20 protein-coding genes and 2 pseudogenes are annotated in these 23,563 nt (G+C 66.5%); 10 read left to right on the top strand and 12 right to left on the bottom strand.

Annotation, left to right across the window (positions count from 1 at the left end):
• Positions 1-142 precede the first annotated feature (142 nt).
• On the top strand, positions 143-1,729 hold the full coding sequence (locus tag OHA64_RS13820; protein ID WP_405612650.1) for an HNH endonuclease: 1,587 nt from the start codon (positions 143-145) through the stop codon (positions 1,727-1,729).
• A 128-nt stretch (positions 1,730-1,857) separates the two neighbouring features.
• On the opposite strand, the gene OHA64_RS13815 is transcribed toward OHA64_RS13820, so the two are convergent.
• Positions 1,858-3,399, bottom strand: a complete 1,542-nt coding sequence (locus OHA64_RS13815; RefSeq protein WP_405612648.1) for an N-6 DNA methylase — start codon at positions 3,397-3,399, stop codon at positions 1,858-1,860.
• Entirely contained in the window at positions 3,396-4,826 is a 1,431-nt protein-coding gene (locus tag OHA64_RS13810) for a restriction endonuclease subunit S (RefSeq protein WP_405612645.1), read from the bottom strand. Before OHA64_RS13810 ends, OHA64_RS13815 begins: the two co-directional genes overlap by 4 nt.
• A gap of 394 nt (positions 4,827-5,220) precedes the next feature.
• Between OHA64_RS13810 and OHA64_RS13805 the strand changes: the two genes are divergently transcribed.
• Positions 5,221-5,358, top strand: coding sequence for a hypothetical protein (locus OHA64_RS13805; RefSeq protein WP_405612642.1), 138 nt, complete (start codon positions 5,221-5,223; stop codon positions 5,356-5,358).
• A gap of 45 nt (positions 5,359-5,403) precedes the next feature.
• On the opposite strand, the gene OHA64_RS13800 is transcribed toward OHA64_RS13805, so the two are convergent.
• From OHA64_RS13800 to OHA64_RS13775, 6 genes and pseudogenes are all read right to left on the bottom strand, one after another.
• Positions 5,404-7,470: a DUF2075 domain-containing protein gene (locus OHA64_RS13800; RefSeq protein ID WP_405612640.1), complete on the bottom strand. Its 2,067-nt coding sequence runs from the start codon at positions 7,468-7,470 to the stop codon at positions 5,404-5,406.
• A gap of 383 nt (positions 7,471-7,853) precedes the next feature.
• Positions 7,854-9,746 (bottom strand): DNA/RNA helicase domain-containing protein, encoded by a 1,893-nt coding sequence (locus tag OHA64_RS13795; protein ID WP_405612638.1) that lies wholly within the window; start codon positions 9,744-9,746, stop codon positions 7,854-7,856.
• 224 nt (positions 9,747-9,970) lie between these two features.
• A complete protein-coding gene (locus OHA64_RS13790; RefSeq protein ID WP_405612636.1) occupies positions 9,971-10,390 on the bottom strand; it encodes a hypothetical protein in 420 nt (139 codons plus the stop codon).
• 146 nt (positions 10,391-10,536) lie between these two features.
• Positions 10,537-10,671, bottom strand: a pseudogene (locus OHA64_RS13785) (IS110 family transposase); the annotation flags it as partial.
• Between the two features lie 47 nt (positions 10,672-10,718).
• Positions 10,719-11,216, bottom strand: a complete 498-nt coding sequence (locus OHA64_RS13780; RefSeq protein ID WP_405612633.1) for an NUDIX domain-containing protein — start codon at positions 11,214-11,216, stop codon at positions 10,719-10,721.
• 35 nt (positions 11,217-11,251) lie between these two features.
• Positions 11,252-12,607, bottom strand: coding sequence for a tetratricopeptide repeat protein (locus OHA64_RS13775; protein WP_405612631.1), 1,356 nt, complete (start codon positions 12,605-12,607; stop codon positions 11,252-11,254).
• 224 nt (positions 12,608-12,831) lie between these two features.
• On the opposite strand from OHA64_RS13775, the gene OHA64_RS13770 reads away from it, so the two are divergent.
• The 6 genes from OHA64_RS13770 to OHA64_RS13745 all read left to right on the top strand — a co-directional run bounded on the left by OHA64_RS13770 (position 12,832) and on the right by OHA64_RS13745 (position 16,253).
• The gene (locus OHA64_RS13770) at positions 12,832-12,984 is read left to right on the top strand and encodes a hypothetical protein (protein WP_405612629.1); all 153 of its coding nucleotides are present in this window, start codon (positions 12,832-12,834) and stop codon (positions 12,982-12,984) included.
• 50 nt (positions 12,985-13,034) lie between these two features.
• On the top strand, positions 13,035-13,538 hold the full coding sequence (locus OHA64_RS13765; protein WP_405612627.1) for a hypothetical protein: 504 nt from the start codon (positions 13,035-13,037) through the stop codon (positions 13,536-13,538).
• Positions 13,531-13,899, top strand: a complete 369-nt coding sequence (locus OHA64_RS13760; protein ID WP_405612625.1) for a DUF6415 family natural product biosynthesis protein — start codon at positions 13,531-13,533, stop codon at positions 13,897-13,899. The genes OHA64_RS13765 and OHA64_RS13760 overlap by 8 nt, the downstream gene beginning before the upstream one ends.
• 134 nt (positions 13,900-14,033) lie before the next feature.
• Positions 14,034-15,152, top strand: coding sequence for a radical SAM protein (locus OHA64_RS13755; protein ID WP_405612622.1), 1,119 nt, complete (start codon positions 14,034-14,036; stop codon positions 15,150-15,152).
• A complete protein-coding gene (locus tag OHA64_RS13750) occupies positions 15,149-15,361 on the top strand; it encodes a hypothetical protein (protein WP_405612620.1) in 213 nt (70 codons plus the stop codon). Before OHA64_RS13755 ends, OHA64_RS13750 begins: the two co-directional genes overlap by 4 nt.
• 91 nt (positions 15,362-15,452) lie before the next feature.
• On the top strand, positions 15,453-16,253 hold the full coding sequence (locus tag OHA64_RS13745; protein WP_405623967.1) for an aminoglycoside phosphotransferase: 801 nt from the start codon (positions 15,453-15,455) through the stop codon (positions 16,251-16,253).
• Between the two features lie 77 nt (positions 16,254-16,330).
• Here the strand turns inward: OHA64_RS13745 and OHA64_RS13740 are convergent, their stop codons facing one another.
• Both OHA64_RS13740 and OHA64_RS13735 read right to left on the bottom strand, forming a co-directional pair.
• Positions 16,331-17,275: a hypothetical protein gene (locus tag OHA64_RS13740; RefSeq protein WP_405612618.1), complete on the bottom strand. Its 945-nt coding sequence runs from the start codon at positions 17,273-17,275 to the stop codon at positions 16,331-16,333.
• A 348-nt stretch (positions 17,276-17,623) separates the two neighbouring features.
• Positions 17,624-19,090, bottom strand: coding sequence for an amino acid permease (locus tag OHA64_RS13735; protein WP_405612615.1), 1,467 nt, complete (start codon positions 19,088-19,090; stop codon positions 17,624-17,626).
• 366 nt (positions 19,091-19,456) lie between these two features.
• Between OHA64_RS13735 and OHA64_RS13730 the strand changes: the two genes are divergently transcribed.
• Positions 19,457-20,194 (top strand): FadR/GntR family transcriptional regulator, encoded by a 738-nt coding sequence (locus OHA64_RS13730; protein ID WP_405612613.1) that lies wholly within the window; start codon positions 19,457-19,459, stop codon positions 20,192-20,194.
• A 142-nt stretch (positions 20,195-20,336) separates the two neighbouring features.
• Positions 20,337-21,806 (top strand): APC family permease, encoded by a 1,470-nt coding sequence (locus OHA64_RS13725; protein WP_405612611.1) that lies wholly within the window; start codon positions 20,337-20,339, stop codon positions 21,804-21,806.
• A gap of 37 nt (positions 21,807-21,843) precedes the next feature.
• Here OHA64_RS13725 and OHA64_RS13720 read toward each other — a convergent pair.
• Positions 21,844-21,927: pseudogene (locus OHA64_RS13720) on the bottom strand (cupin); the annotation flags it as partial.
• A gap of 142 nt (positions 21,928-22,069) precedes the next feature.
• Entirely contained in the window at positions 22,070-22,903 is an 834-nt protein-coding gene (locus tag OHA64_RS13715) for a PIG-L family deacetylase (protein ID WP_405612609.1), read from the bottom strand.
• Positions 22,904-23,563 lie beyond the last annotated feature (660 nt).

Genomic DNA, 23,563 nt, shown 5'->3' with positions numbered 1-23,563 from the left:
TTGAGGTACGGAAGGTGCTGGCTCACGTCGGTGATCGACCTCGGATACGGGAGTGACTGGCCGCCTCTTCAGCGGAGCCGTTCGGGACTGCTGGGTCAAGTCCCTGACGGATAGCCCTCGTTAGTATGAAAATCTGATCGCCATGGGGAATGAGCATGGCGATCGCCCGATCTTCGAGGCCGACGCAGCAACGGACAATCGGGATGGTACGGACCCCGGCAGGGAAGCCGATGACTCGGTGCAGTGGCTGCTGCAGCCCAGGGGCGGGCCCGACGTGCGTGGGCCCAGGAACTTCGATCGCTCGATACGCAAGGGAATCTGGCTCGCGGAGTATGAACACGTCCTGGGCGAGGACGCGGAGCAACTCAAGCGACTATTCCCCGATGGGTTGGCCCGGCTGTGGGGGGCAACGCCTCTCAAGACGAAGCACGCCAAAGGAACCGCCCTGCGGGATCGGAGGGTCGGCGACGAGGTGTTGTTCTACGCCGAGAAGAACTTCATCGCCAAAGCCCGCGTTCTGGGGCTGCTCCGCAATCCCGAGTTGGCCAGAGCGATATGGGGGGAGCAGAAGGATGGGCGGACCTGGGAACACATCATGGCTCTGGGCGATGTCGTGGAGTTCAAGATCCCCGCGGCTCCTATCTTGAGCGCGCTGGCACTGGGGAAGGAGGTGCGCTACCTCAGACTGGTGCGGGCTGCTGAGCGGCGGCGTCACCTGGGACTGCTTGACACGCTGGTGGCCGGGAACGCAACCCCCGTAGGCCAACCCACGAGCGGAGAAGCTGCTGTGGCGGCGGCGGTCAAGCTGGGCCGCGAAGAGCTACTTCGCGCTCTCGGGACCTTGGACGCCAGCGTGCCGGAGGAGGCGCGTACGCGCCACGGATCGCTGACGCTGCTGTGGTCCATCAGCCGTCTCGTATCGGGGCAGAGCCGCCTTGTGTCCTGGCGCGACTTCAAGACCGAGATCAGTCCACTTCTCCTGGAGTTCGGCGGCTCTGGTACGGGGGCTGCACCTGAGAACCCGTTTCGGCACCTGCGGAGCAGCGGATTGTGGGAGGTGGAAGGTGCAGAAGGCGAGGGGCTCGACTCGGCGTTGGCGACGGCCTCGGCTGAGTCCGACATCGCGGCAGGTCTTCGGCCAGAGGTGGCGAAGCTGCTGAAGCAGCCGCTCACCCGTGCCGAAGCGATCGGCCTGCTCTGCACCACCTACTTCCAGGATGTCGACCAGGGGGCTCTGCTGACCCGACTCGGCCTGGCTGGGTACGGCCATGCCAGTGGGAACGCAGGCGAGGAGGCCGGGGAGCGAGAGGGAACGGATGAGGCCATGGGGCGCGGAATGCGTCGCCCGGTGAACTCGTCGCGCCCCGATCGGGACCTCCGCCTCGTCGAGGACATCAAGTTGCTCTACCAGCAGGGCTGCCAGGTATGCGGAGTGCGGCTGGAGACACGTTTCGGTCACTACAGCGAGGCTGCGCATATCCAAGGGCTCGGAGCCCCGCACGACGGACCAGACAAACTGTCCAACTTGTTGTGTCTTTGCCCTAACCATCATGTCCAGTTCGACAGGCTCTTCCTCTTCATCGACGAGGACTGGAACGTCCGGCGAAGCAGAGACGGGGAACTGATCAGCCCACTGAAACGCCACCCCGAGCACACCATCGACGAAGAGTGCGTCGAGTACCACAGAGCACTGTGCGGCCGTAGTCGCTACAGCCTCGGATCGGACTGATTTTCCAGGCCGGAGCGATGGATGCGGGCTTGGCCACGGAGTCCCAGGCCCCGCCTCGCTCTGGCCTGCACAGTGCGACCGACTGCTCCTGTTCGTTCGGTATCGGCCAACTCGCTGCCCAGGTAGGGCTATTGCGTGTCCGGCTGAGGCAAGGGGTCCCTACCCAGTTCATCGGCGACGGCAGCAAACTGGCTCAGGGCGGCCTCCAGGTTCTCGACGATCTCCCTGGCGATCACTCCTGGGGGAGGGGCGCTGTGGGTGCCATCAAGATTTGCGTCCTCCTCCCAGGTGATGTCCAGGTTGAGATGCTCACGGGCGATCAGTTCGTCGTAGGAGAAACACCTGAAGCGCTCCGTCTCACCCCTGCCCGTCCGAGGCTTTCCCGGTAGGTAAGCTTCGATGAACTCGGCAAGATCAGCTTGTTGCAGTGGTTTATGCTTGAGAGAAAACTGCAGGCCAGTTCGCAAGTCGTAGACCCAGAGTTTTGAGGTGTTGGGCTTTCCTTCGGTGCGGGCACCCTTGTCAAAGAACAGAACATTCGCCTTGATGCCGCTGGCGTAGAAAATTCCAGTAGGCAGTCGCAGAATCGTGTGCAGGTCGAAATCATCGAGCAGGCGACGGCGCAGCGTCGAACAAGTGCCGGTCTCGAACAGTACGTTGTCGGGGACGATGACGGCTGCGCGCCCGTTCATCTCCATCAACGACATGATGTGCTGGAGAAAGTTGGCCTGTTTGTTGGTGGTGATCAGGAAGTCGTTGCGTGGGTAGTGAACGTCCTCCTTTCCCGCCACACCGTTTCTGTCCACAGCCGTTATCGCAGCCTTCTTGCCGAACGGCGGATGGGCGAGGACGAGGGAGGCGTGTCGACTCGGCTGTGTGAGGAGAGCGTCCTCCGTCTCCACGAGCGACTGCCCGGTGGCGGATCCCAGGCCGTGCAGCAGCATATTCATCACAGCCAGACGCGCTGTATTCGGGACCAGCTCTTGTCCCCAGATTCGGCCCGAGCCGATGGCGCGATTTTCGTCCCAGGCTAGTTCGTCTGCGTGATGCTCGAGAATGTAGTGGTGTGCGGCGATGAGGAAACCACCAGTACCACAGGAAGGGTCTGTGATGGTGTCGGTCGGTCGCGGCTGCACCGCATCTACTATTGCATTGACGAGCGGGCGTGGAGTGAAATATTGGCCCGCGCCTGTTTTGATGTCTTCTGCGCTCTTGGCGAGTAGGGCCTCGAATGCGTCGGCCGTGAGATGGAAGGGCAGCCCGTTCCAGTCCACTGCGTCGATCAGATCGACGATCAATTCCCGGAGGAGGTTGTCATTCGGGATGCGATTCTGGCTCCCGGCGAAGAGAGTGCCAACTGCAGTGGCCGGGTCCTCCTTGGCAAGTTCGGCGAGGATGACGCGATATTGGTCTCCGAGTCCCGAACTCGTCTTTTCCATCAGAGATTGCCAGTCGTATCCCACTGGCACGAGGGCGGCGCGTTCCTTCGTCCCTGAGGAGGGTCTGGCGGTAGTCTCGTCAGCCATCTTGAGGAAAACGAGATACGTGAGCTGCTCAACGAACTCGGCGGTGGACAAACCGTTGTCACGGAGGACGTTGCAATATTCCCAGAGCTTGGCGGCGAGCGGGTTGGCCTTTTTGCCCGCCAGGGTGGGTAATGTGCGTCTCAAAGCTCAAACTCCAGCTGAATAGCGGTGTGGGCAAGGGGTGAGGATGGTGAAGGCTTCGGCCGGCGGGGACGCCGAGGCATGGATTGCCTCCTGCGTCCTTGGGCTTCCCACTCGGCTCGGATGCGAGTGAGGTGGGCGCTGACCGGCTCGTCGGCGGGGTCCTGGCGAACGAGTTGCCCCTCGAAGGCGCGAGTCAGCAGAGACTGCCTTAGATGCTCCGACTGAAATTGGAGTGACTCTATTTGCTCCGTCAGCCGGTCAATGCGCTTGAGGTCATCGTTGATCGCATCGCCGATTATTAATTGTTCCTCGCGGGGCGGGATAGGGATCTGTGCACGCATTAGGTTCTGCTGAGTGATGTTGCGCATGGACTTCAGGGTGCCAGTGGCCATACTTGAGATCTGTTTGCGGACATAGGGGGATGAAAGAACGTGGATGAGCCATGTCTTCTCTATGCCCTCCTTCGGGACAAGGCGAAGGCTCTTGTCGCTCAGTAGCAATTGCGGGCGACATTCGCCAACCAGGACCGAAGCGCCTACGTGGACGGCGGTGTTGGCGCGGCTGACCAATATGTCATTCTGCATTATCTCGTGCCGTGGGTCGATGTGCGTGCCGGCCTGAACGGCCTTGTGTTCATCGTTGTTGAAATTCCCCCACGTCATGGCGCTGGCTTTTATTACGCCCCACTCGTTTTCCTGGGCAGGTCGACGTTCGCGGGGAAGTGATCTACCTGTCTCGATCCGCGCGATGACGTCGCCAAGGTTTCCCCATCTCCAGTGGGCGGGAGTGGAGGTAAATGGGACGCGTCCCGAAATCGCAGTTTTTCGGACCGCTGAGCGGAGTTCCGGTATGAGTGAGAGCCCGTGCTGGAGACTGCATTGTCCGGCATCGAGACGGGTGAGATTATTTTCCAGTTTCTCGACGATCCGCCGTTGTTCTGCTATTGGCGGCAAAGGAATGCGTATATCTGCCAAGGCGTTGTGGCTGATCGTGTAGGCGCGGTGGGCGGTGGTGTGCGCGGCCTTCTCGATCTGGAGCCGTACGAGTAAGGACTCCCAGATGCTCGCCAGATACTCTGGAATCATGACCGCTGGATGTGATCTGACGCGAATCATGGTACTGGGAAATGCTACGGGATAAGGTACATGTCGCGCGAGGGCCCCCGCCCCGATAAGATCGTGAGATCCGTTCGCACGGCTCACAAGAAAGTCTCCATCGGAGACGAGGAATCGTGCGGCTTGATCCTTCGTCCACGCGCCATTTCTCTGCTCGGAGAAGTCCACGCCTCCTCTTTTGAGTGCCGTAAGACGTAGAAACGGAAATCCATCGGCTGTGGTCCTTACGGATCGACCGTTGAAGAGCGGGTCACCGAGTACGTCCGCCAAACGGACCCACGCCCAGCCGGCCGGAATTTCCCATTCGCTCACGTCGACTCTCCATTCAGTTCGCTCTGAAAGAAGTGGCGCATCACGCGCCGTGATTGGCGCATGCGAAGCTTCCTCGTGCTTGTGCCGAGTCGGCCGCAACCACACGATCAGGCGTACCAGGTCTACCAGATGCCCTGGCACGGCTGGGACCGTGTTCGGAGACGCCCCGACCGCGTCGCTGGGCTTCAAACCTCAGCGAGATCAACGGAGTTCGGCTACGGTTGCTTCGTGCCGTGTCTCTTCTTCGGAAGGTGCGGTCGGAACTGCACAGGCTCGGCAGTGGAGCGCATCCCTTGTGGACGCCACTTCGGTGGTGTGGACCGCCCGGTAGGGCAGGACCCGTTCTACCGCCTTGGCGGGGGGCTACCTCGCGGCTTTGCAGAAGGGTTGTTGCATGAGCAGCGCCTCCGACAAGAACGCACAGACGCAGCGCGCGTGGCACCGCGAGCTCGCGCTCCGTATCGCCGCCGGCCTCGTGGCCAAGGCGCTGTGGAGCGTTGTGCAGACGGCGGCACGGGTCTGCGGTTTGTAGCCGCAGGGTGGTGGGGTCCTCGGACCCCACCACTGAACCTGACTTTCAGCTCAGAGATTCGAAGCTCAGCTGCAGATCCTGCGGGCCGGCCTTCAGGCGCTTCCTTCTCCTACGCCCGCGCTTCGGCACCGGCGGAAGCCGGACCCCGTGTGCTTCAGGCGGAAGGCTGTGCCACGTGGGACGCAGGCCGTCGTCCTCGACGGGGCCGACCATCCTCTTCAGGTACGCCTGAGTCTCGGCGTCCGTCGAATACAGCACCGTCGCGCGGCTGGCCCGGGTCATCAACACGTGATAGGCGTTGCGTACGCATTCGTCGAACCGCTTGTTGTTCCTGGACCGGATGCTCTCGTCCGCCGAACCTGGCCTCCGCACTCGCCATACCCCGCGTTCCTTGTCGCGGGTCAATGCCGCGCGCCGGTACTCCCAGTGGTCCTCGCGCCAGACCATGTCGTCACCGATGATCACGCCGCACCAGTCCCACTCCAGCCCCTGCGCGCTGTACACGCAGCCGATCTGGCCGACGCCCTCGCGTCGTACCCCCCAGAGCTTGGCGGGCGGCGCGTCGTTCGCACCGGGCCTGTCTCCCTTGACGTTCCACGGGCGATGCCAGTCCCCGATGCGCACATCCGACTCCAGCGTCTTGTCCTTCCGCAGCGGCGTCCACGGCCAGCAGAAACCCGCGACCATACGCGCACTCGCTCCTGCCTCGTTCTCCTCCAGGATGATCCGCTCCAGTTCCTCCGGGCTGTCCGCCACCTCGACGTGCATGAGGCCGTCGGGTATCCAGCTGTCCGGCTCGCGGTCCGAGATGCCGAGGAGATCGTGGACCCAGTCGCGATAGCGGTCGCTGCCTCCGCAGCGGAACTGCTTGTGGAGCTCGTACGTCCTGGGCGTGATGTGACGATTCTCCGCGGCTTTCCGGATCAGGTCCGCCGTCCCCACCTCATTGGGACGTACGACTTGGCTTCCGTCCAGCAGGAAGACGGTCACACGGGCGGCGTCGAGGAGATCATCCACCTGAGGTTGCTTCCCCCACTGTTCCTCCGGCAGGTAGCGGGACGTCGAGCGCGCGCGCAGGCGGTGTGCTTCGTCGCAGATAAGCAGATCCAACGGCGGCTGAGGCGGGGTGATGAAGCTACTGAAGAAGGCGAACCTGTCCTGGAACTCACCATCTTCGTAGCCGACGTGCTTCTTCATCGCAGCGTCGAACGCACGGGAGCCGCTGGCGTACTTGACGTTTCCTCCTGCGGCCGAGAAGCGCTGCAGCAGCTCCAGTCCGATCGCGCTCTTGCCGCTCCCGGCCCCTCCCTCGACGATGAAGACGGCACGTTCTTCGTTCTCTGGAAGACGCTTGACGGCCAGATGGATGTCTCGGAAGACTCGACGCTGCTCACCTCGCAAGGTGAAAACCGTGTCTTCGCCTCGCGACGACATCATCGCGGCTAGCAGTGGTGTAGTCCGGATTGCCAGCCGCTGCAGAACCATCTCCGCCGCAGAGGCACTTCCGTTCTCCGCGAAGCGTTCTCGCAACTCGTCGAGGAGATTGGCGCGCGAGTCGGCCGTGATGGTCAACGCGTGCGGTCCCGTGGAGGTGCGGGCCGAGAACAAGGGGGCCACATCGGAATCGCGGGCGTTGTGCAAGTAGGAGAGGCCTGCGTACTCGATCTGCATGCCCTTGAGCGGGCCCTCGTCACCAGTGAAGTAGTCATATGTGGCTTGGAGTTGGTCGCTGGGGTGCGGCTTGGGGCTCGCATAGCCGGGAACGTCGACCCTTTCGGGCCTCTTGATGCTGTGCGAGACCGAACTCCACCGCTTGAGTTCCACCAGCAGGACCGACTCCCGATCCGTTTCCGGGTGCCGTCCCACCAGTACGACATCCACCGGTGCGTCAGCACCCTCGGGCTCGCATTCCACGAGCATCCGTACATCGCCACGGCCCGCGCTCACCAGGTCGGTGGCGAGTTGTATGAGGCTTTCCTTCCAGGCTGCCTTCTCCCCGTCGCTTACTTCTGTCTTCTTGAAAGACAGCCAGCGCGCGGCCAGATGGGACAGCAGCAGGCGCCGCTGATCAAGTCTGAGAAGGTCCACCGCAGGAAGCTGCAGCAGGAGCACGAGGAAATCCCCCTAGGCACGACAAACTCGTGCGGGTGGGGGCATGTCCACTGGGAAGCCCGTCGGGCCGCATCCGACAGGTGATCACTCTACGGTCACAGCGCCGAGCGGCGCTCGTACTCCGGCGGCCGGGTGGTGCGGGCTAGCGGCCCCTTCGACAGATTTAAAGCCTCGTCACTGCGGCCCGACGGATGCCCACGTTCAGGCCGGTTCTCGCGAGCTGTGGCAGACGCCCTCAAGCTCCTGCGGCTGCCGGCCTGTACAGGAAGTGCGCCGCCTCTTGTGGCGGCATCGGCACCGGAGTCCGTCACGGGCGGCGGACGGCCGCGCCACCCGGCGGTGCACAGCCCGGTCACAAGGGGAGAGCATTCGCACATGCGGCACTACACAAGCGCCGGTACCTCGGCCCGAGATGCCGGATGGACGAGCGACCGCAGCTTCTCGCGGGTCTCCGCGTCCGTCGAGTAGAGGATCGTCCCGACCATTCCCCGCGTCAGCAACACCTTGTACGTGTTACGGATGAGCCGGTCGACGTCATCATCTGGTGTGGCCTTGGTGAAAGACGGGTCCTTCGAGGCCGAGCGGTCCACGACCCAGCGGTCCGTTCGCCAGACCAGGTCGGGACCGATGATCACGCCGGACCAGTCGTACTCGAAGCCCTGCGCCGTGTAGACGCAGCCGACCTGGCCGAAGCCGGCCGGGTCGGTGGCCCAGAGAGGTGCGGGCGGTGCGCCGAGCACGGACCGGTCGCCGTAAAGGTTCCAGGGGCGGGACCATTGGCCGATCACGACGTCTTCGGGGAGTGTCGTCATGTCGGGGGTGATCTTCGTGGTCCATTTCCAGCAGTAGCCGGCCGACATGCGGGCGCCGTAGCCCTCCTCCCGGCGCGCGACGAGGAATTCCTCCAGCTCCTGCGGGGTTTCGGCGGTCAGTAGTTGCAGCTTGCCGTCGGGCTCCCACTGGCTGGGTGTGCCGCCGTCCAGGCCGAGCAGGTCGACGACCCACTTCTCGTACGCGTCGCTGCCGCCGCACCGGAACTGGCCGTCCAGTTCCACGACCGTGCAGTCCAGGTCCTGCGCGGCGGCGGCACGCTCGATCTCCTGCCTGGTCCCCATCTCGCCGGGCCGCACCACCTGGTGCTGGTCGAGCAGGAACACGGGGACCCGGGCCGCGTCGATCAGTTCGGCCACCTGGGGTCGTCCGGTACGCAGCGCCGCCTTGGTGTAGCGGTTGGCGGAGGTCTTCCGCAGCCGGTGGGCCTCATCGCAGATCAGCACGTCGAGGTCGTTGGGCTCGGCGTCCATGAAGCTGTTGAAGTACTTGAACAGCTGCTGCACTTCACGTTTCTTGTGCCCGGCGACCCTGCGCATTGTCTTGGTGAACGACTGCGATCCGGTCGCGTGGAGTGCGGGTACTCCGCGGCGGTACAGCTCACCCAGGACCGATAGCGCAATCACGCTCTTTCCGGATCCGGGGCCGCCGGTCACCACGATCACCTGCTTGTGGTTGCCGCGCTTGGCTTTGCGGACGGCGGACATCACCTGCTCGTACGCGACCCGCTGCTCGGCGATGAGTACGAACTGCTCGCGGTCGCGGATCTCGTCTGCTGCGACGGACATCAGCTGCTTCGACGGCCGTACCTTGGCATCGAGCAGCACGTCGGCCACCTGTGCGCCTGGTTTTGCGGCGAGCCGTGAGCGCAGGAAGTTGAGGAAGGCGCCGCGCTGTTCACCGGTGTACATCCGGCCGTACTGGTTCTCCTCGACGCTCCTCAGCCCCGCGATCTGGAACTCGGTCGCGTTGTGCAGGAATGCCACGCCGGCCAGCGAGTTGGGCATCCGCTCCAATGCCCCGTTGAACGACAGCAGATACTCGCAGTAGCCCCGCACCTGCTCGATCGGATTGAGTACGGGCTGCGCGTACGCGTCGATGCGGCACAGCAGTGGCTCGTCCTCCTCCGGGTAGGCGGCGCTCCACTGCTTGAGTTCCACGACGACGTACGACGGTTCGCCTGTGGTCGGGTGCACGCCGGCGAGTACGGCGTCCGCGCGCTTGCTGGTGAGGGGCAAGCTGTACTCGACGAGGACCTCCACGTCGTCGAGCCCGGCCTCGATCAGCGCGTTGACGAGCGCCGGCAGACTGCGTTGCCAGGACCGTATCTCCGCCTGTGCGGGGCTTCGGCCGTGCTGGTGACGGAAGTTCTCGGTCAGATGCAGCGCCAGCGACCCTTCGAGGAGGCGGGCGGCCACGGATGCCGCGGACTCACGGAACAGCAAGAAAATGCCCCCAGGCAGCACGAAAAAGACTCGTGCGGGTGGGGGCATGTCCTCCGAAGTCCGCCGCGCGGGCGGATCAGGAAGCCCGTCGGGCCGCTGAGATGGTGCTCGCCATCCTAGGTGAGGGTGTCGATCACGTGGAGGGGGCGGGGGAGGGCTCGGGCAGGTGTATTCACCGATACTGAGCGGTCTATGCCCGGGAGCAAAGCCGTGCGGGACCCCGACTAATCACGCTTCCTCGGCACTTTGACCACGCGGCGAGGGTGGTGGGGAGTCAGAGGTGATCTCATGCTCTGGACGATGACGCCGAGCGCCTCGGCTTCCTTCTCGGTCAGTTCGTCCAACAAGGGTGCGAGCTTCATGACACGGGCCGAGACGTCGGTGCCAGGCTGAACGCCGAACCAGTCGGCGGAGATCATCGCGCACACCTGGTCTTCGGTCGTGCCGAACAGCTTAGCGATCCCGGCCCACTCGTCGGGTGTCGGCGGTGCTGTGCGCCCCTGCTGCCCTTTCCACGGGCCGTGTTCCACGACGTTGCGCCACCAACTATGGGAGCGCGCCCTGTCGCAGCCAACCTGCATGGCGATGTAGTCCATGCGCTCAGCGAGCGCCTTCGCAGTGTCCCTGAAGGGCGTGTTCGTCATGGACCGACTCTAGAAGATATCAACGACGCGCACATGAAGATGACAGAATAAGTGGGCGCAGTGAATCTGTGTCTACTCGCATCGGATGGATCTGCCACAGAGAGCTTCCGTTGAGGTGGCTGGCGGCGGTCCACTGGCAGGGCGGGGGCACCTTGGAACGGTGCTTTGTCTCGGCCCATTGCCCACAGGACATTGGTCCGGCGGCGGGCGAGGGCGAGCACCGCTTGCTGATGCTCCTTGCCTTCCTTGTGCTTCCTGTCGTAGTACGCCTTGGAGCCGGGCAGCAGAACACGCTCACCTGCGCAGTATGAAGCGGCGGTCGCCTCTCTCACCAACCGTCGAGCGAAACCTGGGGTCCGTCGGTGAGGTAGCGGTTGAGGGCGCTGGCGGTGGTATCCACGAACTCCTGGGGGATGGAGTCGGCGTCGACCCAGCAGACCTTGGCGTGCTTGCGCGGTTCCCTGTTATCCGGTTCACCGGACCATTCGTGGGTGGTGAAGACGACGGTGAGGAAGCCGTTGGGGGCTTCGACGCCCCAAGCGCCGTGGATGATGTGGGCGACCTTCAGGGACTGCGGCTTTACGGTCAGGCCAGTTTCCTCGTACAGCTCGCGTACGGCCGTTTCGGTGATGGGCTCGCCGGGCTCGCTTTTGCCGACGGGGAGGTCCCACATGCCCTGGGCGAACTTGGCGTTCTGGCTGCGCTGGAGGAGGACGACTCGGTTGGTGGTCGTGTCGTGGACGATGACGGCGGCGACCAGCAGGGTCATGGATTCGAGGGCGGGCGGCAGGGCTTTGGGCTGATCGTCGGTCTTCGGCTGAGCCACGGTTGCGTCCCTTCATCGGCCAGTTGGTGGGCAGCTTAGGCCAGCACTTCGCGTGCGCGGCGGGCGAGCTCGGTGGCTCCTGGCACTTTGCGGCGCTGGTAGATGGAGAGGGTGGAGCGGAGTGAGGTGATCGCCTTGCGGGTGCGGTCTGAGGTCATGCCCTCCATAAGGGTGAGGGCCTGGGACCAGGCGGCTACGGCCTCGTCGGCGCGGGCCTGGGCGGCGAGGCTGTCGCCGAGGTCGGCGTAGGTGAGGGCGTGGACGCGCTTGTACTTTTCGGGGTCCCAGCGGATCAGCGCGTCGCGGTGTTGTTGTTCGGTGCCGATGTGGTCGGCGAGGTCGGTGAGCGTGCGGGCGGTGTGGCTGGCGACGGTGCCGGCTGCGGGGCCGCTGACATGGGAGTAGCTGGGCTGGGGGCCGCCGTCGCGTAGTAGGGCGTCTTCTGCGGCGAGCAGGGCGCGGGCCGCTGCCGGCTTCCCGCCGGTGGCGGCATAGGCGCGAGCGTGGGTGATGTGAAGGAGGGCTTCGGTCTGACTGTCGATGTGGCCGAGGCCTCGATTGAGGGCGCCTTCGACGAGGGCGACGCAGTGGTGGGGTTGTTTGAGGCTGAGTGCCTGGTGGGCGAGGGCTCTCATCATCCAGGCGGCGTGGCCGTGTGGGTCGGCTTCGCACGCGAGTTGGTAGCCGACCTGGTAATAGCGCTGAGCGGCGCCTTCCTGGCCGAGGTCGTGGTGCTTCCAGCCTGCCAAGTAGGCGAGTTCGGCCACGGCACCGAAGGCTGACCGTCGTAAGGATTCGCTCGGGTAGCGGCCCCGGAGCATCGGGGCGGCGGTGTCGGCCAGGTAGGCGGTGACCGTGGTCAGGCCGTGGCCGCCGCCGAGGCGTTCGTCGGCCGCGCTGAAGGCCGCGGTGATCTGGCGTACGACATCCACGTCCTCTGTCCCGACCACGGACGTGCCGGTGCGGGCTCGGAGCATGCGGGCGGTGGCCTCGTGGTCGTGGGCGAGCGGCATGGCGACGCCGGCCGTGGTGAAGGCGGCCACTGCGAGGAAGCGGCGACGTTCGACATCGGCCCGGCCCAGGTCGGTGGCGGCCAGGACTGGATCTCCCTCGTCCGGCCCGTCGGGGTCTGGTGCACGGAGGCCGATCTCGCTATGGGTTATGGTCCGGCCCGACCGGCGGGACAAGGCTTCGACGAGGTACTGCCCGGTCCGTCCGGTGGGCTGGCGCGTGCCGTTCACCCAGTGGGAGACGGCCGACTTGTTGGTCTGGAGGAGCTCGCCGTTCTCGGCGGCGATTCGCCGGACGTACCTCGCTAGTGCCTCGTACGTGCAGCCGACCGCGTCAATGGTGTCGCGCAGGCGGGAGTTGGGATCTCTCGACGCCGCCAAGACCGCCTCCCGTCCGGGGCTGTAAACCGCGTATACCTCTTCAACTGCCTCTCACCGTACCCACTGTGCGTGACGGAGTGTTCACTAATCATCAAGCCGCCCGGCCCCGGTCCGACACCGTGACCAGGCTCCCCCTTCGGCCGGGCGGCCCTTGAAGTTCCGTACGCCATACCGGGTCCGGGCATTCCTATGTCCCGGAACGGCCGATCAGAGACGGAGACACGGTGAACACCATCGACTCCACGGCCAACACGGTCGCCCCGCCAGAGGTATTCGACGAGCGCTGGAGCCACCTGCTGCCCGGCATCCGGGGCAACGGCCAGAGCACTATGTCACCTCACTCGGCGCTGCACCTGGTCGCGGAGGCCGAGCGATGAGTAGAGAAACCGGAAGCACCACAACCCAGGACCCAGAAGACGGGATGTTGGTGCACACGCGCGTCGATGACGAGCTGGGCGTCACCGAGTGGCTCTTGCAGGCTGCCGACGATCCGGCCCGGGCGCGCGCCGAGTGGCAGGCCATGGACGTCGCCCTGCTGCGCTGCGGTGTTTCCTTCTCCGCCATTCGCGTCTCGGCCGACGTCGTGTACGCCGCTGCTTGCAGCGAGGATCGATTCCAGGTCGACGAGTACCTGGCCACGGTGCTGCACGGCGGGCCGGTGTTCGTCGACCGGCGGTCAGGCCGGTACTACTTCCTGGTCCCGTCCAGCGCATGTGCAAGCTGGCGGGTGGCCGACACGACCTGCCTCGTGGCGAACAGCTTCCTTGGCGTGCCGCACCCGGCCATCGACTCAAGTTGGCACCTGGTCCGCTCCTCCTGGTGCGTGCCGCCGGAGCGACCCGCAGCTGTCTGTCAGGCCGACGCGGTTGCGCAGTTGGTCAACGTGGGGCGTTTTCGCCTGGCCGCGGCGAAGGAGACCGACAGTGACTGACGGTCGGCCACTCGACTTCGGCATGCTCCGTCAGACGTGGACGGAGGCCCTGGAGCTGACCAACGCGCTACCTGCCAAGGTCCCAGACCGGACCGAGGTAGACCGACTGACCGGCTACCTGCGCGGGGCCGTGGGACTGCTGGCTGCCGAGCTGGAGGCGGCAATCGAAGGGCACCCGGAGGACACGAGCGACCGTGAGACCGTGCGCTGGCTCCTCGTCCGCACTCGCAAGGCTCTCGCCGACGGGCCGGGCCCGGACCACCGCACGGCCGCTGTCCACGTTGAAGACCTCGCCCTGACCTGCCGGGCTCTGGCCACCTTGTGCCGTCGGCAGCCCTGCGCGCCTGTCTTGAACGGCTAGCTCCCCGCGGTGTCTGACAGACCAGCGTCGCTCCTGACTCACCCCGGCTCCGGTAGCCAGCCGCTCCTCGCTGCGGGCAACGGGGGCCGCCACCTTCGGCTCACCCCACGTCCGCCCGACCATGAAGGAACCCGATGCACAGCCTGCTCGCCAGCCCGTTCCTCGGGCAGTACCTCGTCCTGCGCCCTGGCCACGCCCAGGGCGTCCAGATCCATCCGTCGAGTTACGAGGAGTTGCGTAACGCGGCCAGCGAAGGTCGGGAGACACCGGCCTGGTTGCACGCCGCAGCCTCCCAAGCATGGGGGATGACTCTGCCGGAAGGCGACCTGTCCGCCGTAGCGCTCATCCGCGAGCCGTCGCCGTATGACTTCGTGAAGGCGTCATGGGAGATCAATCTCGGGTGCGACTACGACTGCGGTTTCTGCTACCTCGGCGAGAAGAGGTTCGCCGGGCTGTCATGGGAGGACAAGCAGCGGCTGCTGGAAATGCTGCGTGATGCCGGGGTGCTGTGGTTGCAGATCACCGGTGGCGAGGCGCTGATCGACCCGCAGTTCGCCGCGGCGTACGAGTACGCAAACGAGCTGGGCTTGATGGTGCAGGTATCGACGAACGGATCCCAGCTCCACAAGACGGCCATACGCGACCTGTTCTCCCGCTACCGCCCGTACCGGCTCACGGTCAGCCTGTACGGCGCGACCGAGGAGACGTACGAGGCGGTGACCCGTAACCGCGGCGCATGGACCCGGTTCACGCGCGGTCTCGACGCGGCGCGAGAGGCCGGCCTGCCCGTACGGCTCAACGTGATCGTGTCCGACTCCAACGCGCACGAGCTGGACAGCATGGTGCGGCTCGCAGAGGAACGATGGGGCTTCCCGCACCAGGTGTATTCGAGCATGTCGCCGACGATCGACGGCGAAGCGAACCCGCTTGCGGCGCAGGCTGCCGATCACCTGAGGCCGCGCAGCGTCTTCAACGGGTGCAACGCCGGCCACACCTTCTTCCACGTCAATCCCCACGGAATCGCGTCCATCTGCAAAGTCGGCCGCGACCCGAGCGTGAACCTCATGACGGAAGGCCTCGAAGGTCTTCCTCGACTCGGCGCCATCGCCGAGTCCCTACAGCTCCGCACCGGTGGATGCTCCGGCTGCACGAAGGCCGCCACATGCGGGACGTGCCGGCCGCTGGCGAAGCTCTACCAGGAGGCGGGGGACAACCGATCGCTCTACTGCCAACACGGAGGTTACGGATCATGACTCCATCCACCGCAACGCTGCCCAGGCTCGAGCCGGTGATGGTCACCATCGGCCGCCGCCCGGTGGCCGCCGCGAGCGGCACCCTGCCCGTCCCCGTGCAGGTTCCCGCCATCGGCAAGGGTGAGTTCCGGATCATCGGAGACGTGGACGACGACATCGCCAAGGCAGCCGAGTGCAACTGCTCGGCCGGTGACGACAACCCGTACTAGACCGGATCGCCGCCCAGCGCTGCCTCGGCCTACGCTGGCCGGGGCAGCGTCCCGTTGGCCCGTACTCCCTGAGGAACTGCGCCCCGTGTCCATGTCTCGCGTTGCCTTCCACGAGCTGCCCGCCGCCGCCCGCCAGGCGGTCACCGTCGAGGTCGGCCGCATCACGGCCGTCCGCACAGTTGGCGGCGGCATCAACAGTGCCATCGCCGCTCTCCTCGACACCGAGACCGGCCGCGTCTTCGTCAAGGGCATCCCCGCCGACAACCCTCAGGTTGTCTCTCAGGAGCGGGAGATCGCGATCAGTCCTTACTTGCCTGCGGCCTGCCCGAGGTTGTTGTGGCACGTGGCCGCAGGCGGCTGGGTGCTTCTCGGCTACGAGGCGGTCGACGGCCGCCACGCCGACTACACCACCATGGATGACCTCACTCTGGTCCTGGCCGCGCTCGCTGAGCTGCAGGAGGTCACCGCGCCCGACGGCCTCGGCTTGAAGACGGCGGAGGATCGGTGGGGGAGGTATGCGGAGGGAGGACAGGCGGAGCTGTTCGCCGGGGACACGCTGTTGCACACGGACTTCGCCTCGGACAATGTCCTCATCCACCGGGGCAGGGCGCGCCTGATCGACTGGGCGTGGCCCACACGGGGAGCGGCCTGGATCGACCCGTTCATGCTCACGCTGCGGATCATGGAGGCTGGGGCACCGGCCGTGCGTGCGGTCTCGTGGGTGCAGCGTGTTCCGTCGTGGCGTGAGTCCGATCCGAAGGCGCTGGGAGTGTTTGCTGTCGCCGTGGACCGGCTGTGGCGGGAGATCGCCGAGGCGGATCCCGTGCCTTGGAAGGTGGCGATGTCGGGCCACGCCGCCGAGCTCAGGACTTTCCTCCGGCCAACATTGTGAGCATCCTATGGGCGCTCCCGACCAGCAACGCGGGTACCGAAGCGGCCCGGTCTCAGGTCCTGTGACGGGACGTCAGGTCAGGCTCGTGCCCGGTCCTGCCAGTACCGGAAGGTTCTGGTGGCGTCGGGGACGAGGTCCCAGGGGTGGGTGGTCATGTGGCGGCCTATGCGGCGGAAGACGGGGGTGGCGTCCGCGGTGCGTTTCATTCTGGTCAGCGCGAACGCGAGCAGGTTGAGGTCGGCCAGTGCTTCGGCGTGCGGTGGGGTGTCCGTGTGGAACCATCTGGTCAGCGCGGTGTTGGCCTCGACGGCCGCCTGGGGTTCGTACCAGTGTCCGTCGGCTGCGAAGGAGCCGGCGGTGTCGTGGGCCGTTCGGTAGGCGACGAGTTCGACCCTGGCTGCGAGGGGGAGTAGGGCCACTGGTGATCCGTGAGGGGCCTGGCTCGTGCAGCGCTCTGCGAAGTCGATCATCTGCATGAGCGTTCCGTGGCCGCGTGGGGAGAGGTGGCGCAGCATCTGGTGGTAGGCGGTGCGGTTCCACGGGTCGCGGGTGATCGCCTCCGTCCACACCGGGACGGCTGCGTGCGGCGGGGATCCGCAGGAGTACATCAGCCGCAGCACGGCCAGCCACGGGGTGGGGTCCTCCGGGACGGCCTCTGCCGCTCGCCGGCAGTCGCCGTACACATCCCATACGTCCGACCAGTCGGTCTTCTCCTTCACCTGGGCGACCCGTGTGCAAGCCCGTACGACCAGGGCGTCGGGGTCCCGTGGGGAGTCCTTGACCCATCGGTCCGTGACGACCGGCGGCAGGATGTGTGCCAGTACGGAGATGCGGTGCACCCGTCGGTCCCAGTCGCGGCCCGTGGCACGCAGCAGTTCGGCCGCGGGCATCCATAGCGGGCGGGTCGCCCCGGTTCCGAGGCCGTGCATCTGCTGCGAAGGGCGCAACTCGGTGAGGGTTCGGTGGAGTTGGCGGTCGTCAAGCTCAGGGCCGGTGGCCACGGGTGTTCGGCGTCGCAGCATGGCAGGCAGTCCGGGGGAGGGGGAGGAGGGAAGGGCGGAGGGAGGGAGCAGGGCTTGGTTGATGGGCCTTCACGGGGGATCCAGCAACCGGGGTGCCCGGGGTGCCCGGGGTGACCAGGGTGACCCGGCCGGGCGCAGCCGCCTCTCATCTCCGTCGTGCTTGCCCGTCTGCGCAAGAGTTGCCCGAACGTGCTGTGTGGTTGACAGCGGATTCCCTGTTTTCCCTGCGGGCTCACCGCGCAGTCCCTGCGGATTCTCCGCGGAATGCCTGCGGAACTGCTGTGGGACGGCCCGAGCCGGCGTCGGCCCAGACCGTCCCACCCGAAGCCGTCCCGACAACCGAAGCCGTCAGGACAAGTGGACCCTGTCCTCCGTCTCGTTCGCCCTGTTCTTTCCAGACACCCGTTCCCGGACCAGCGCGAACACCACCACGCCCACGGCCGCCGCGGTGGACAGGACCACCTGGTCGCGGCCGCCGCCCTCCGCCGTGTCGGTCAGCATGTAGCCCAGGACGAAGGTGATGAGGGCGATGGTGGCCCAGGTCAGGTACGGGTAGAGCCACATCCGTACGACCAGCTTCTCCGGCGACTCCCGTTCGATGATCTTGCGCATCCGCAGCTGGGAGAAGCAGATGACCAGCCAGACGAACAGGGCGATCGCGCCGGAGGCGTTGAGCAGGAACTGGAAGACGGTGTCCGGCCACAGGTAGTTGAAGGCGACGGCGACGAAGCCGAAGACCACCGAGGCGAGGATGGCCGCGCGCGGTACGCCGCGGTTCGTGGTCTGGCCGAAGGCGGCCGGGGCGTCGTTGCGGCGGCCGAGCGAGAAGGCCATGCGGGAGGCGGTGTACAGGCCGGAGTTGAGGCAGGACAGCACCGAGGTCAGCACGATGGTGTTCATGATCTGTGCGGCGTGCGGGATGCCGATGGAGCTGAGGGCGGCGACGTACGAGCCGTCCTTGAGGATCGCCGGGTCGTCCCAGCGCAGCAGTGACACCACGATCAGGATCGAGCCCAGGTAGAACACCGCGATCCGCCAGATCACGCTGTTGGTCGCCTTGGTGACTGCGGCCCGCGGGTCGGCGGTCTCGCCCGCTGCCAGGGTGACGATCTCGCTGCCCATGAAGGAGAAGACGACCATCAGCACGCCGGTGAGGATCGCGCCTGGCCCGTTCGGCAGGAAGCCGCCGTGTGCGGTGAGGTTGGAGAAGCCGCTCGCCGGGTGGTCGGAGCCGGGCAGCAGGCCGAAGAGCGCGAGGCCGCCGATCACGATGAACGCGGCGATGGCGACGACCTTGATGCCGGCGAACCAGAACTCGAACTCGCCGTAGGAGCTGACCGAGACCAGGTTGGTGGCGGTGAGGACGATCATGACGATCAGTGCCCAGCCCCACTGGGGCACCGCGGGGATCCAGCCGGCCAGGATCTTGGCCCCGGCGGTCGCCTCGACGGCGAGCACCACGACCCAGAAGAACCAGTACAGCCAGCCGATGGTGAAGCCGGCCCAGCTGCCGAGTGCGCGGTCCGCGTAGGCGGAGAACGAACCGGAGGTGGGGTTGGCCGCGGCCATCTCGCCGAGCATCCGCATCACGAGGACGACGAGGACGCCGACGAGCCCGTAGGAGACGAGGATGCCCGGGCCGGCGGCGGCGATGCCGGAGCCGGAGCCGACGAACAGGCCGGCGCCGATGACACCGCCGATCGCGATCATCGACAGGTGGCGGCTCTTCAGTCCGGCCTGGAGGCCGGAGTCGGCCGCGGGGGTGACCTGCGGATCCGTGGTGGAGGGAGCGGGGGCAGGGGGACGTGTGGTCATCTCGACATCCGTTGGGGAGTGCGGACCAGGGACGTCTGGAAATTAGTTCAGTACGATCAGAAAGAACAGTCTTGTTTAACTGTTCATCTTGCTCTATTTTTCGTGCAACGCGGAACCGCGGCCGGACACGTTCCGTGGCCGCAACCGGCGCCGAGCGGGGCCCGGTCACCGCGTTGTCCCCGTGTCGCCCCTCCCGCGCCGTCCCCATGTCAGCACCCCGCGTCGCCCCCGTCTTCCGGTCCCAGTCCCTGGGGAGCCCCCATGCACCACACCGCGGCATGGCCGCGAGACCCTCCGTGCGGACGCCGTCGTCGTTGCTGTCGCTGTCGGCCCTGCCCCCTTTCCGCAGGCCGTTAGGGTGGCGTCGTGGTGAATGCAGCGGGCAAGTTCGGTCCCTACAGCCAGCCGGTTCCCGCGCGCCCGGCGCCGGTCGGTGGGCCCTGGGACACGCGTGTCCTCGCCGGCCGGGGCCCCACGGGAGCGGAGCTCGTCCGGTCCCGGATCGCCCTGCGGGTGCGTCTGAGGTCCGTGTCACCGGGGGACCGGCTGCCGGACGCGGGTGTCCTCGCCGAGGAGCTCGGGATCAGTGAGATCACTGTGCGCCGCGCGCTGGAGGCCATGTGCCAGGACGGCCTGCTCGACCGCCGTCGGGGCCGGGCGGGCGGGACCTTCGTCGCGGCCGAATGGGACGCGGTCGTCGCCGTGCTGCACGACGCCGACGAGGCGGACTCACTGGACGCCTTCCACCTGCTGCTCGAGTGCGGGCTCGTGGCGCACACCGCGGGTGAACTCCCGGACGGTCGGCTCGACGGACTGCGGACGCTGGTCGAGGAGATGGACCTGGCCGACGACCCGGCACGGCTGCTCGAACTGGAGACCCGCTTCCACCTCGACCTCGCCGAGGCGCTCGGCGGCGCCGGGATCCGGGAGTTCGCCGCCGACCTGCTCGGAAAGCAGTGCCTGCTGCGGCCCGCGCCGGACCCCGTGGTCGTACAGGCCCGCAACCGTTGCCACGCCGACCTGCTCGACGAACTCACCCGGGGCGCCATGGACCCGGCGGTACGAGCGGTGAAGGCACACCGGTACGCCGGCGCGCCGGACTGACCCGCCCCCTTCCCCCTTTTCCCGTTCCCCTCCCTCCCTGTTCCCTCTTCTCCCTCTTCCTCTCAAGGCCGCCACCCTCAAGGCCCCCCTCAAGGCCCCCAAGGCCACCGCTCAAAGCGCTCTTTCAGAAGGAGCTGTCGCCATGCCTGACCCCGGACCTCTCGGACCGTCGTCGACGTCGGGTCCTGTCGGCGGCACGCCCGAGCGGCTGCGTGGCGGCGTCCTCGGCATGGCGGACATCGCCGCCGCCACGATGGCCAACGTCGGCCCGGCCATGAGCTTCTTCTTCGGGTTCGCCTTCCTGGCCACCACCGCGGGCGTCGCGTCCCCGCTGACCATCGTGGCGGCGGGGGTGGCGGTCGCGCTGTTCGGCAACACGCTCGCCGAGTTCTCCCGGGCGCACCCCTCGGCGGGCAGCTTCACGACCTTCGTGGGCAAGACCTTCGGGCCGGTCAGCGCGGTGACCACGGCTCTGCTCGCCGGACTCGGCTACATCATCGCGATGGCCTCCGTCATCGCGATCTCGGGCGGGTTCATGCAGATCACCCTGCACCACTACACCGGCGTCGACCTGCCGTGGATCATCTGGACGTTGCTGCTCACTGGGCTGGCGGTGGTGCTGATGCTGCGCGGGATCGTGGTGTCCACCAAGTGGGCCGGCTACTTCTTCGGCGTGGAGATGCTCGTGCTGGTCGTGGTCTCGGTCGCGGCGATCGTCGAGCACCGGGGTGACCTCTCGGTGGCTCCGTTCCTGCCCTCCCACCTCACCCACGGCATCAAGGGCCTCGCGGCGGGTTTCCCGCTGGCGGTGTACCTGTTCATCGGCTGGGAGAACTCGGCGGCACTGGCCGAGGAGACGGAGAACCCGCGGCGCAACGTCGGCCGCGCCGTGTTCTCCTCCGTCGCGATCATGACGGTGAGCTACATCCTCTTCTCCTACGCCACGGTGACCGGCTTCGGCTACGACGTGCAGCGGCTCGGCGAGTCCCGGATCCCCTTCGTCGACGTCGCCCAGCACACGCTCGGGGCGCTGGCGATCCTCGCCTACGTCGGCGGCCTGACCTCCACCCTCGGCGTGCTGATCGCGGGCATCAACTCCCAGGCGAGGCTGGTGTTCAACGCCGGACGCGAGGGGCTGCTCCCGTCCTTCTTCGGCTACGTGCACCCCACCCGCCGTACGCCGAACAACGCGATCGTCACCTTCACCGTCACCGCGCTGCTGATCATCGGGGGCTGGGGGCTGGGGCATGTGCTCGGGGACGGCGGTCAGATGAACCCGGTGGTGTTCTTCGCCGAGTCCTCCAGTCTGGGCGCCATCCTGATCCTGCTGGTCTACCTCGCGTCCAACATCGCGCTGCCGCTGTACTACCGCAGATACCGTCCGCAGGAGTTCCGGATCGTGCGGCACCTGGTGCTGCCCGCGGTCGGTGCCCTGGCCGTCCTGATCCCCCTCTACTACCTCGCCAAGCCCGGACAGCCCGCCCCGTACAGCTGGTTCCCGTACGCGGCACTGGCCACCCTCCTCGCCGCCGTCTGCTACGCGACCCTCCTGGTCCGACGTGACCCGGGCCTGGCCGAACGCGTCGGATCGGTCGTCGCGGACGCGGAGTGAGTGAACACGGCCGGTCTGCTCGACGCCGGCCGGGGCGCTACTCCTGCCCGGACCGGAGCACGTACAGGCTCGGCAGGTTGACGACCACGGCCTCCTGCGTACTGCGGGCGATCACGACGACTGTGCACGCGTCGACGCCGCCGGCGAGGCCTGTCCCCGCGGGCCGCCGGAGCGGAACCCGCCTGGACAGGCCTCCGGGTGTGTGACCCGCTCGATCGCGCCGTGCGGTCGATGCGCTTTCCCGGGCCGATCGGACGGGCGGATCAGCGCAGTCCGGCGAAGAGATCGGTCTCGGGTACGGCCGCGCCGGTGGCGTCCTGGACCCGTACGAAGGTCTCCAGGCCCATCAACTCGCCGAACCTCTCCTTGCCCATCCTGAGGAAGAAGATGTTCTCGCCCTGACTGGCGTGCGCGGCCAACGCGTCGAACTTCTGACCGCTGAACGCGGTGGTGTCCACCCACGTGGTGATCTCGTCGTCGGGGAGGCCGATCTCGGCCATCGCGGCGGCCTCGGCAGGATCCGGCTCCGGCATGTCCGGATGAAACTCGCGCATGATCTCGCCGAACCGTTGCATCATCGAGCGGGGCATCGTGGTCCAGTACACCTTCGGTGTCAGCGCGGTCATCTCCAGCGCCGCCATCGTGATCCGATGGGCCTGGATGTGGTCGGGGTGGCCGTAGAAGCCGTTCTCGTCGTAGGTGACGACCACATCAGGTCGGTAGTGCCGCATGAGTTCCGCGAGTCGGGCCGCGCCCTCCTGCACGGGGGTCTGCCAGAAAGAATTGGGGGCGTCGTTACTCGGCCAGCCCATCATCCCGGAGTCGGCGTAGTCCAGCAGCTCCAGATCGCTGATCTTCAGGACGTCACGGCTCGCCTCAAGTTCCTGACGGCGCATCAAGGCCACCGCCGCCGGATCGTGCCCGGGATCGCCTGGCTTGACACCCCCCGGTCCGTCACCGCAACCGCCGTCGGTACACGTCACGAGAACCGTCCGGATGCCCTCCGCCGCATACCGTGCGAGGACCCCTCCGGTTCCGGTGGCCTCGTCGTCGGGGTGGGCGTGTACTGCCATGAGCGTTAAGGGCCGGTCAGCCATGAATCAGTCCTCCTGCAGACATACGTCTTGATCCGAGTGCGCGGCAGGCCTACCGCGATGGGGCCCGGATCATGGTCGGGCGGACGACCTTGTGGTCTCCGTGTTCCCCGCCCGTGCGGCGCCGGTCCCCCGGACGATGCAACCGCGGCGCCGGACCGGCTGTTCCCGGCGTGGCCGCTTGGCCTTCCAGACGTCGGCGTTTCAACGCGAACGAGGTACAGGCGCGACCTGTATGTCTCCGCGCCACGTTGGATCCGACTTCCATCCGGCACCAGCCGTGCGAGGGCGACACGAATGTCGAGAGACCCCGCAGGAGACGCGTCAGGACTGCGCCATGTCGACGAAGCGGGAGTAGTGGGCCCTCGAAGGCGACGGTCATGGTCGCGGTCGGGCCGTGGCGGTGCTTGGCGAGGGGAGTCCAGGTCGGTGAAGCCGGTCGGTACGCCGGGCAGGGTGACTTAGCGGCCTCCGGTCGCTTCGAGCCGTACTCACCGTCGTCGCGACCCGTCTGGCACCCGTCGGGCGAAGCGGACCGCGTTCGTGGCCTTCGCCACCGGACCCTGCTGACGTCCGAGGTGTCCGAGGTGGGTGAACGCTCGCCCCCGCTCGCCCGTATCCCTTCCGTAGTCGTATGCCCGTCCGCTCGTGCGGTTCGGGACG

Origin of the sequence: Streptomyces sp. NBC_00076, assembly GCF_045041235.1 — a bacterium.
Lineage (GTDB): Bacteria > Actinomycetota > Actinomycetes > Streptomycetales > Streptomycetaceae > Streptomyces.
The sequence above is the reverse complement of the archived record's forward strand: the minus strand, read 5'-3'. Positions and strand labels throughout refer to the sequence as shown.

Excerpts from the sequence above, each read along its gene's own strand:
- OHA64_RS13820 (WP_405612650.1), top strand. The coding sequence starts at position 143 with ATGGGGAATGAGCATGGCGATCGCCCGATCTTCGAGGCCGACGCAGCA.
- OHA64_RS13740 (WP_405612618.1), bottom strand. The coding sequence starts at position 17,275 with ATGCTGCGACGCCGAACACCCGTGGCCACCGGCCCTGAGCTTGACGAC.
- OHA64_RS13715 (WP_405612609.1), bottom strand. The coding sequence starts at position 22,903 with ATGGCTGACCGGCCCTTAACGCTCATGGCAGTACACGCCCACCCCGAC.
- OHA64_RS13805 (WP_405612642.1), top strand. The coding sequence starts at position 5,221 with ATGAGCAGCGCCTCCGACAAGAACGCACAGACGCAGCGCGCGTGGCAC.
- OHA64_RS13750 (WP_405612620.1), top strand. The coding sequence starts at position 15,149 with ATGACTCCATCCACCGCAACGCTGCCCAGGCTCGAGCCGGTGATGGTC.
- OHA64_RS13745 (WP_405623967.1), top strand. The coding sequence starts at position 15,453 with ATGTCTCGCGTTGCCTTCCACGAGCTGCCCGCCGCCGCCCGCCAGGCG.
- OHA64_RS13735 (WP_405612615.1), bottom strand. The coding sequence starts at position 19,090 with ATGACCACACGTCCCCCTGCCCCCGCTCCCTCCACCACGGATCCGCAG.
- OHA64_RS13725 (WP_405612611.1), top strand. The coding sequence starts at position 20,337 with ATGCCTGACCCCGGACCTCTCGGACCGTCGTCGACGTCGGGTCCTGTC.
- OHA64_RS13755 (WP_405612622.1), top strand. The coding sequence starts at position 14,034 with ATGCACAGCCTGCTCGCCAGCCCGTTCCTCGGGCAGTACCTCGTCCTG.
- OHA64_RS13790 (WP_405612636.1), bottom strand. The coding sequence starts at position 10,390 with ATGACGAACACGCCCTTCAGGGACACTGCGAAGGCGCTCGCTGAGCGC.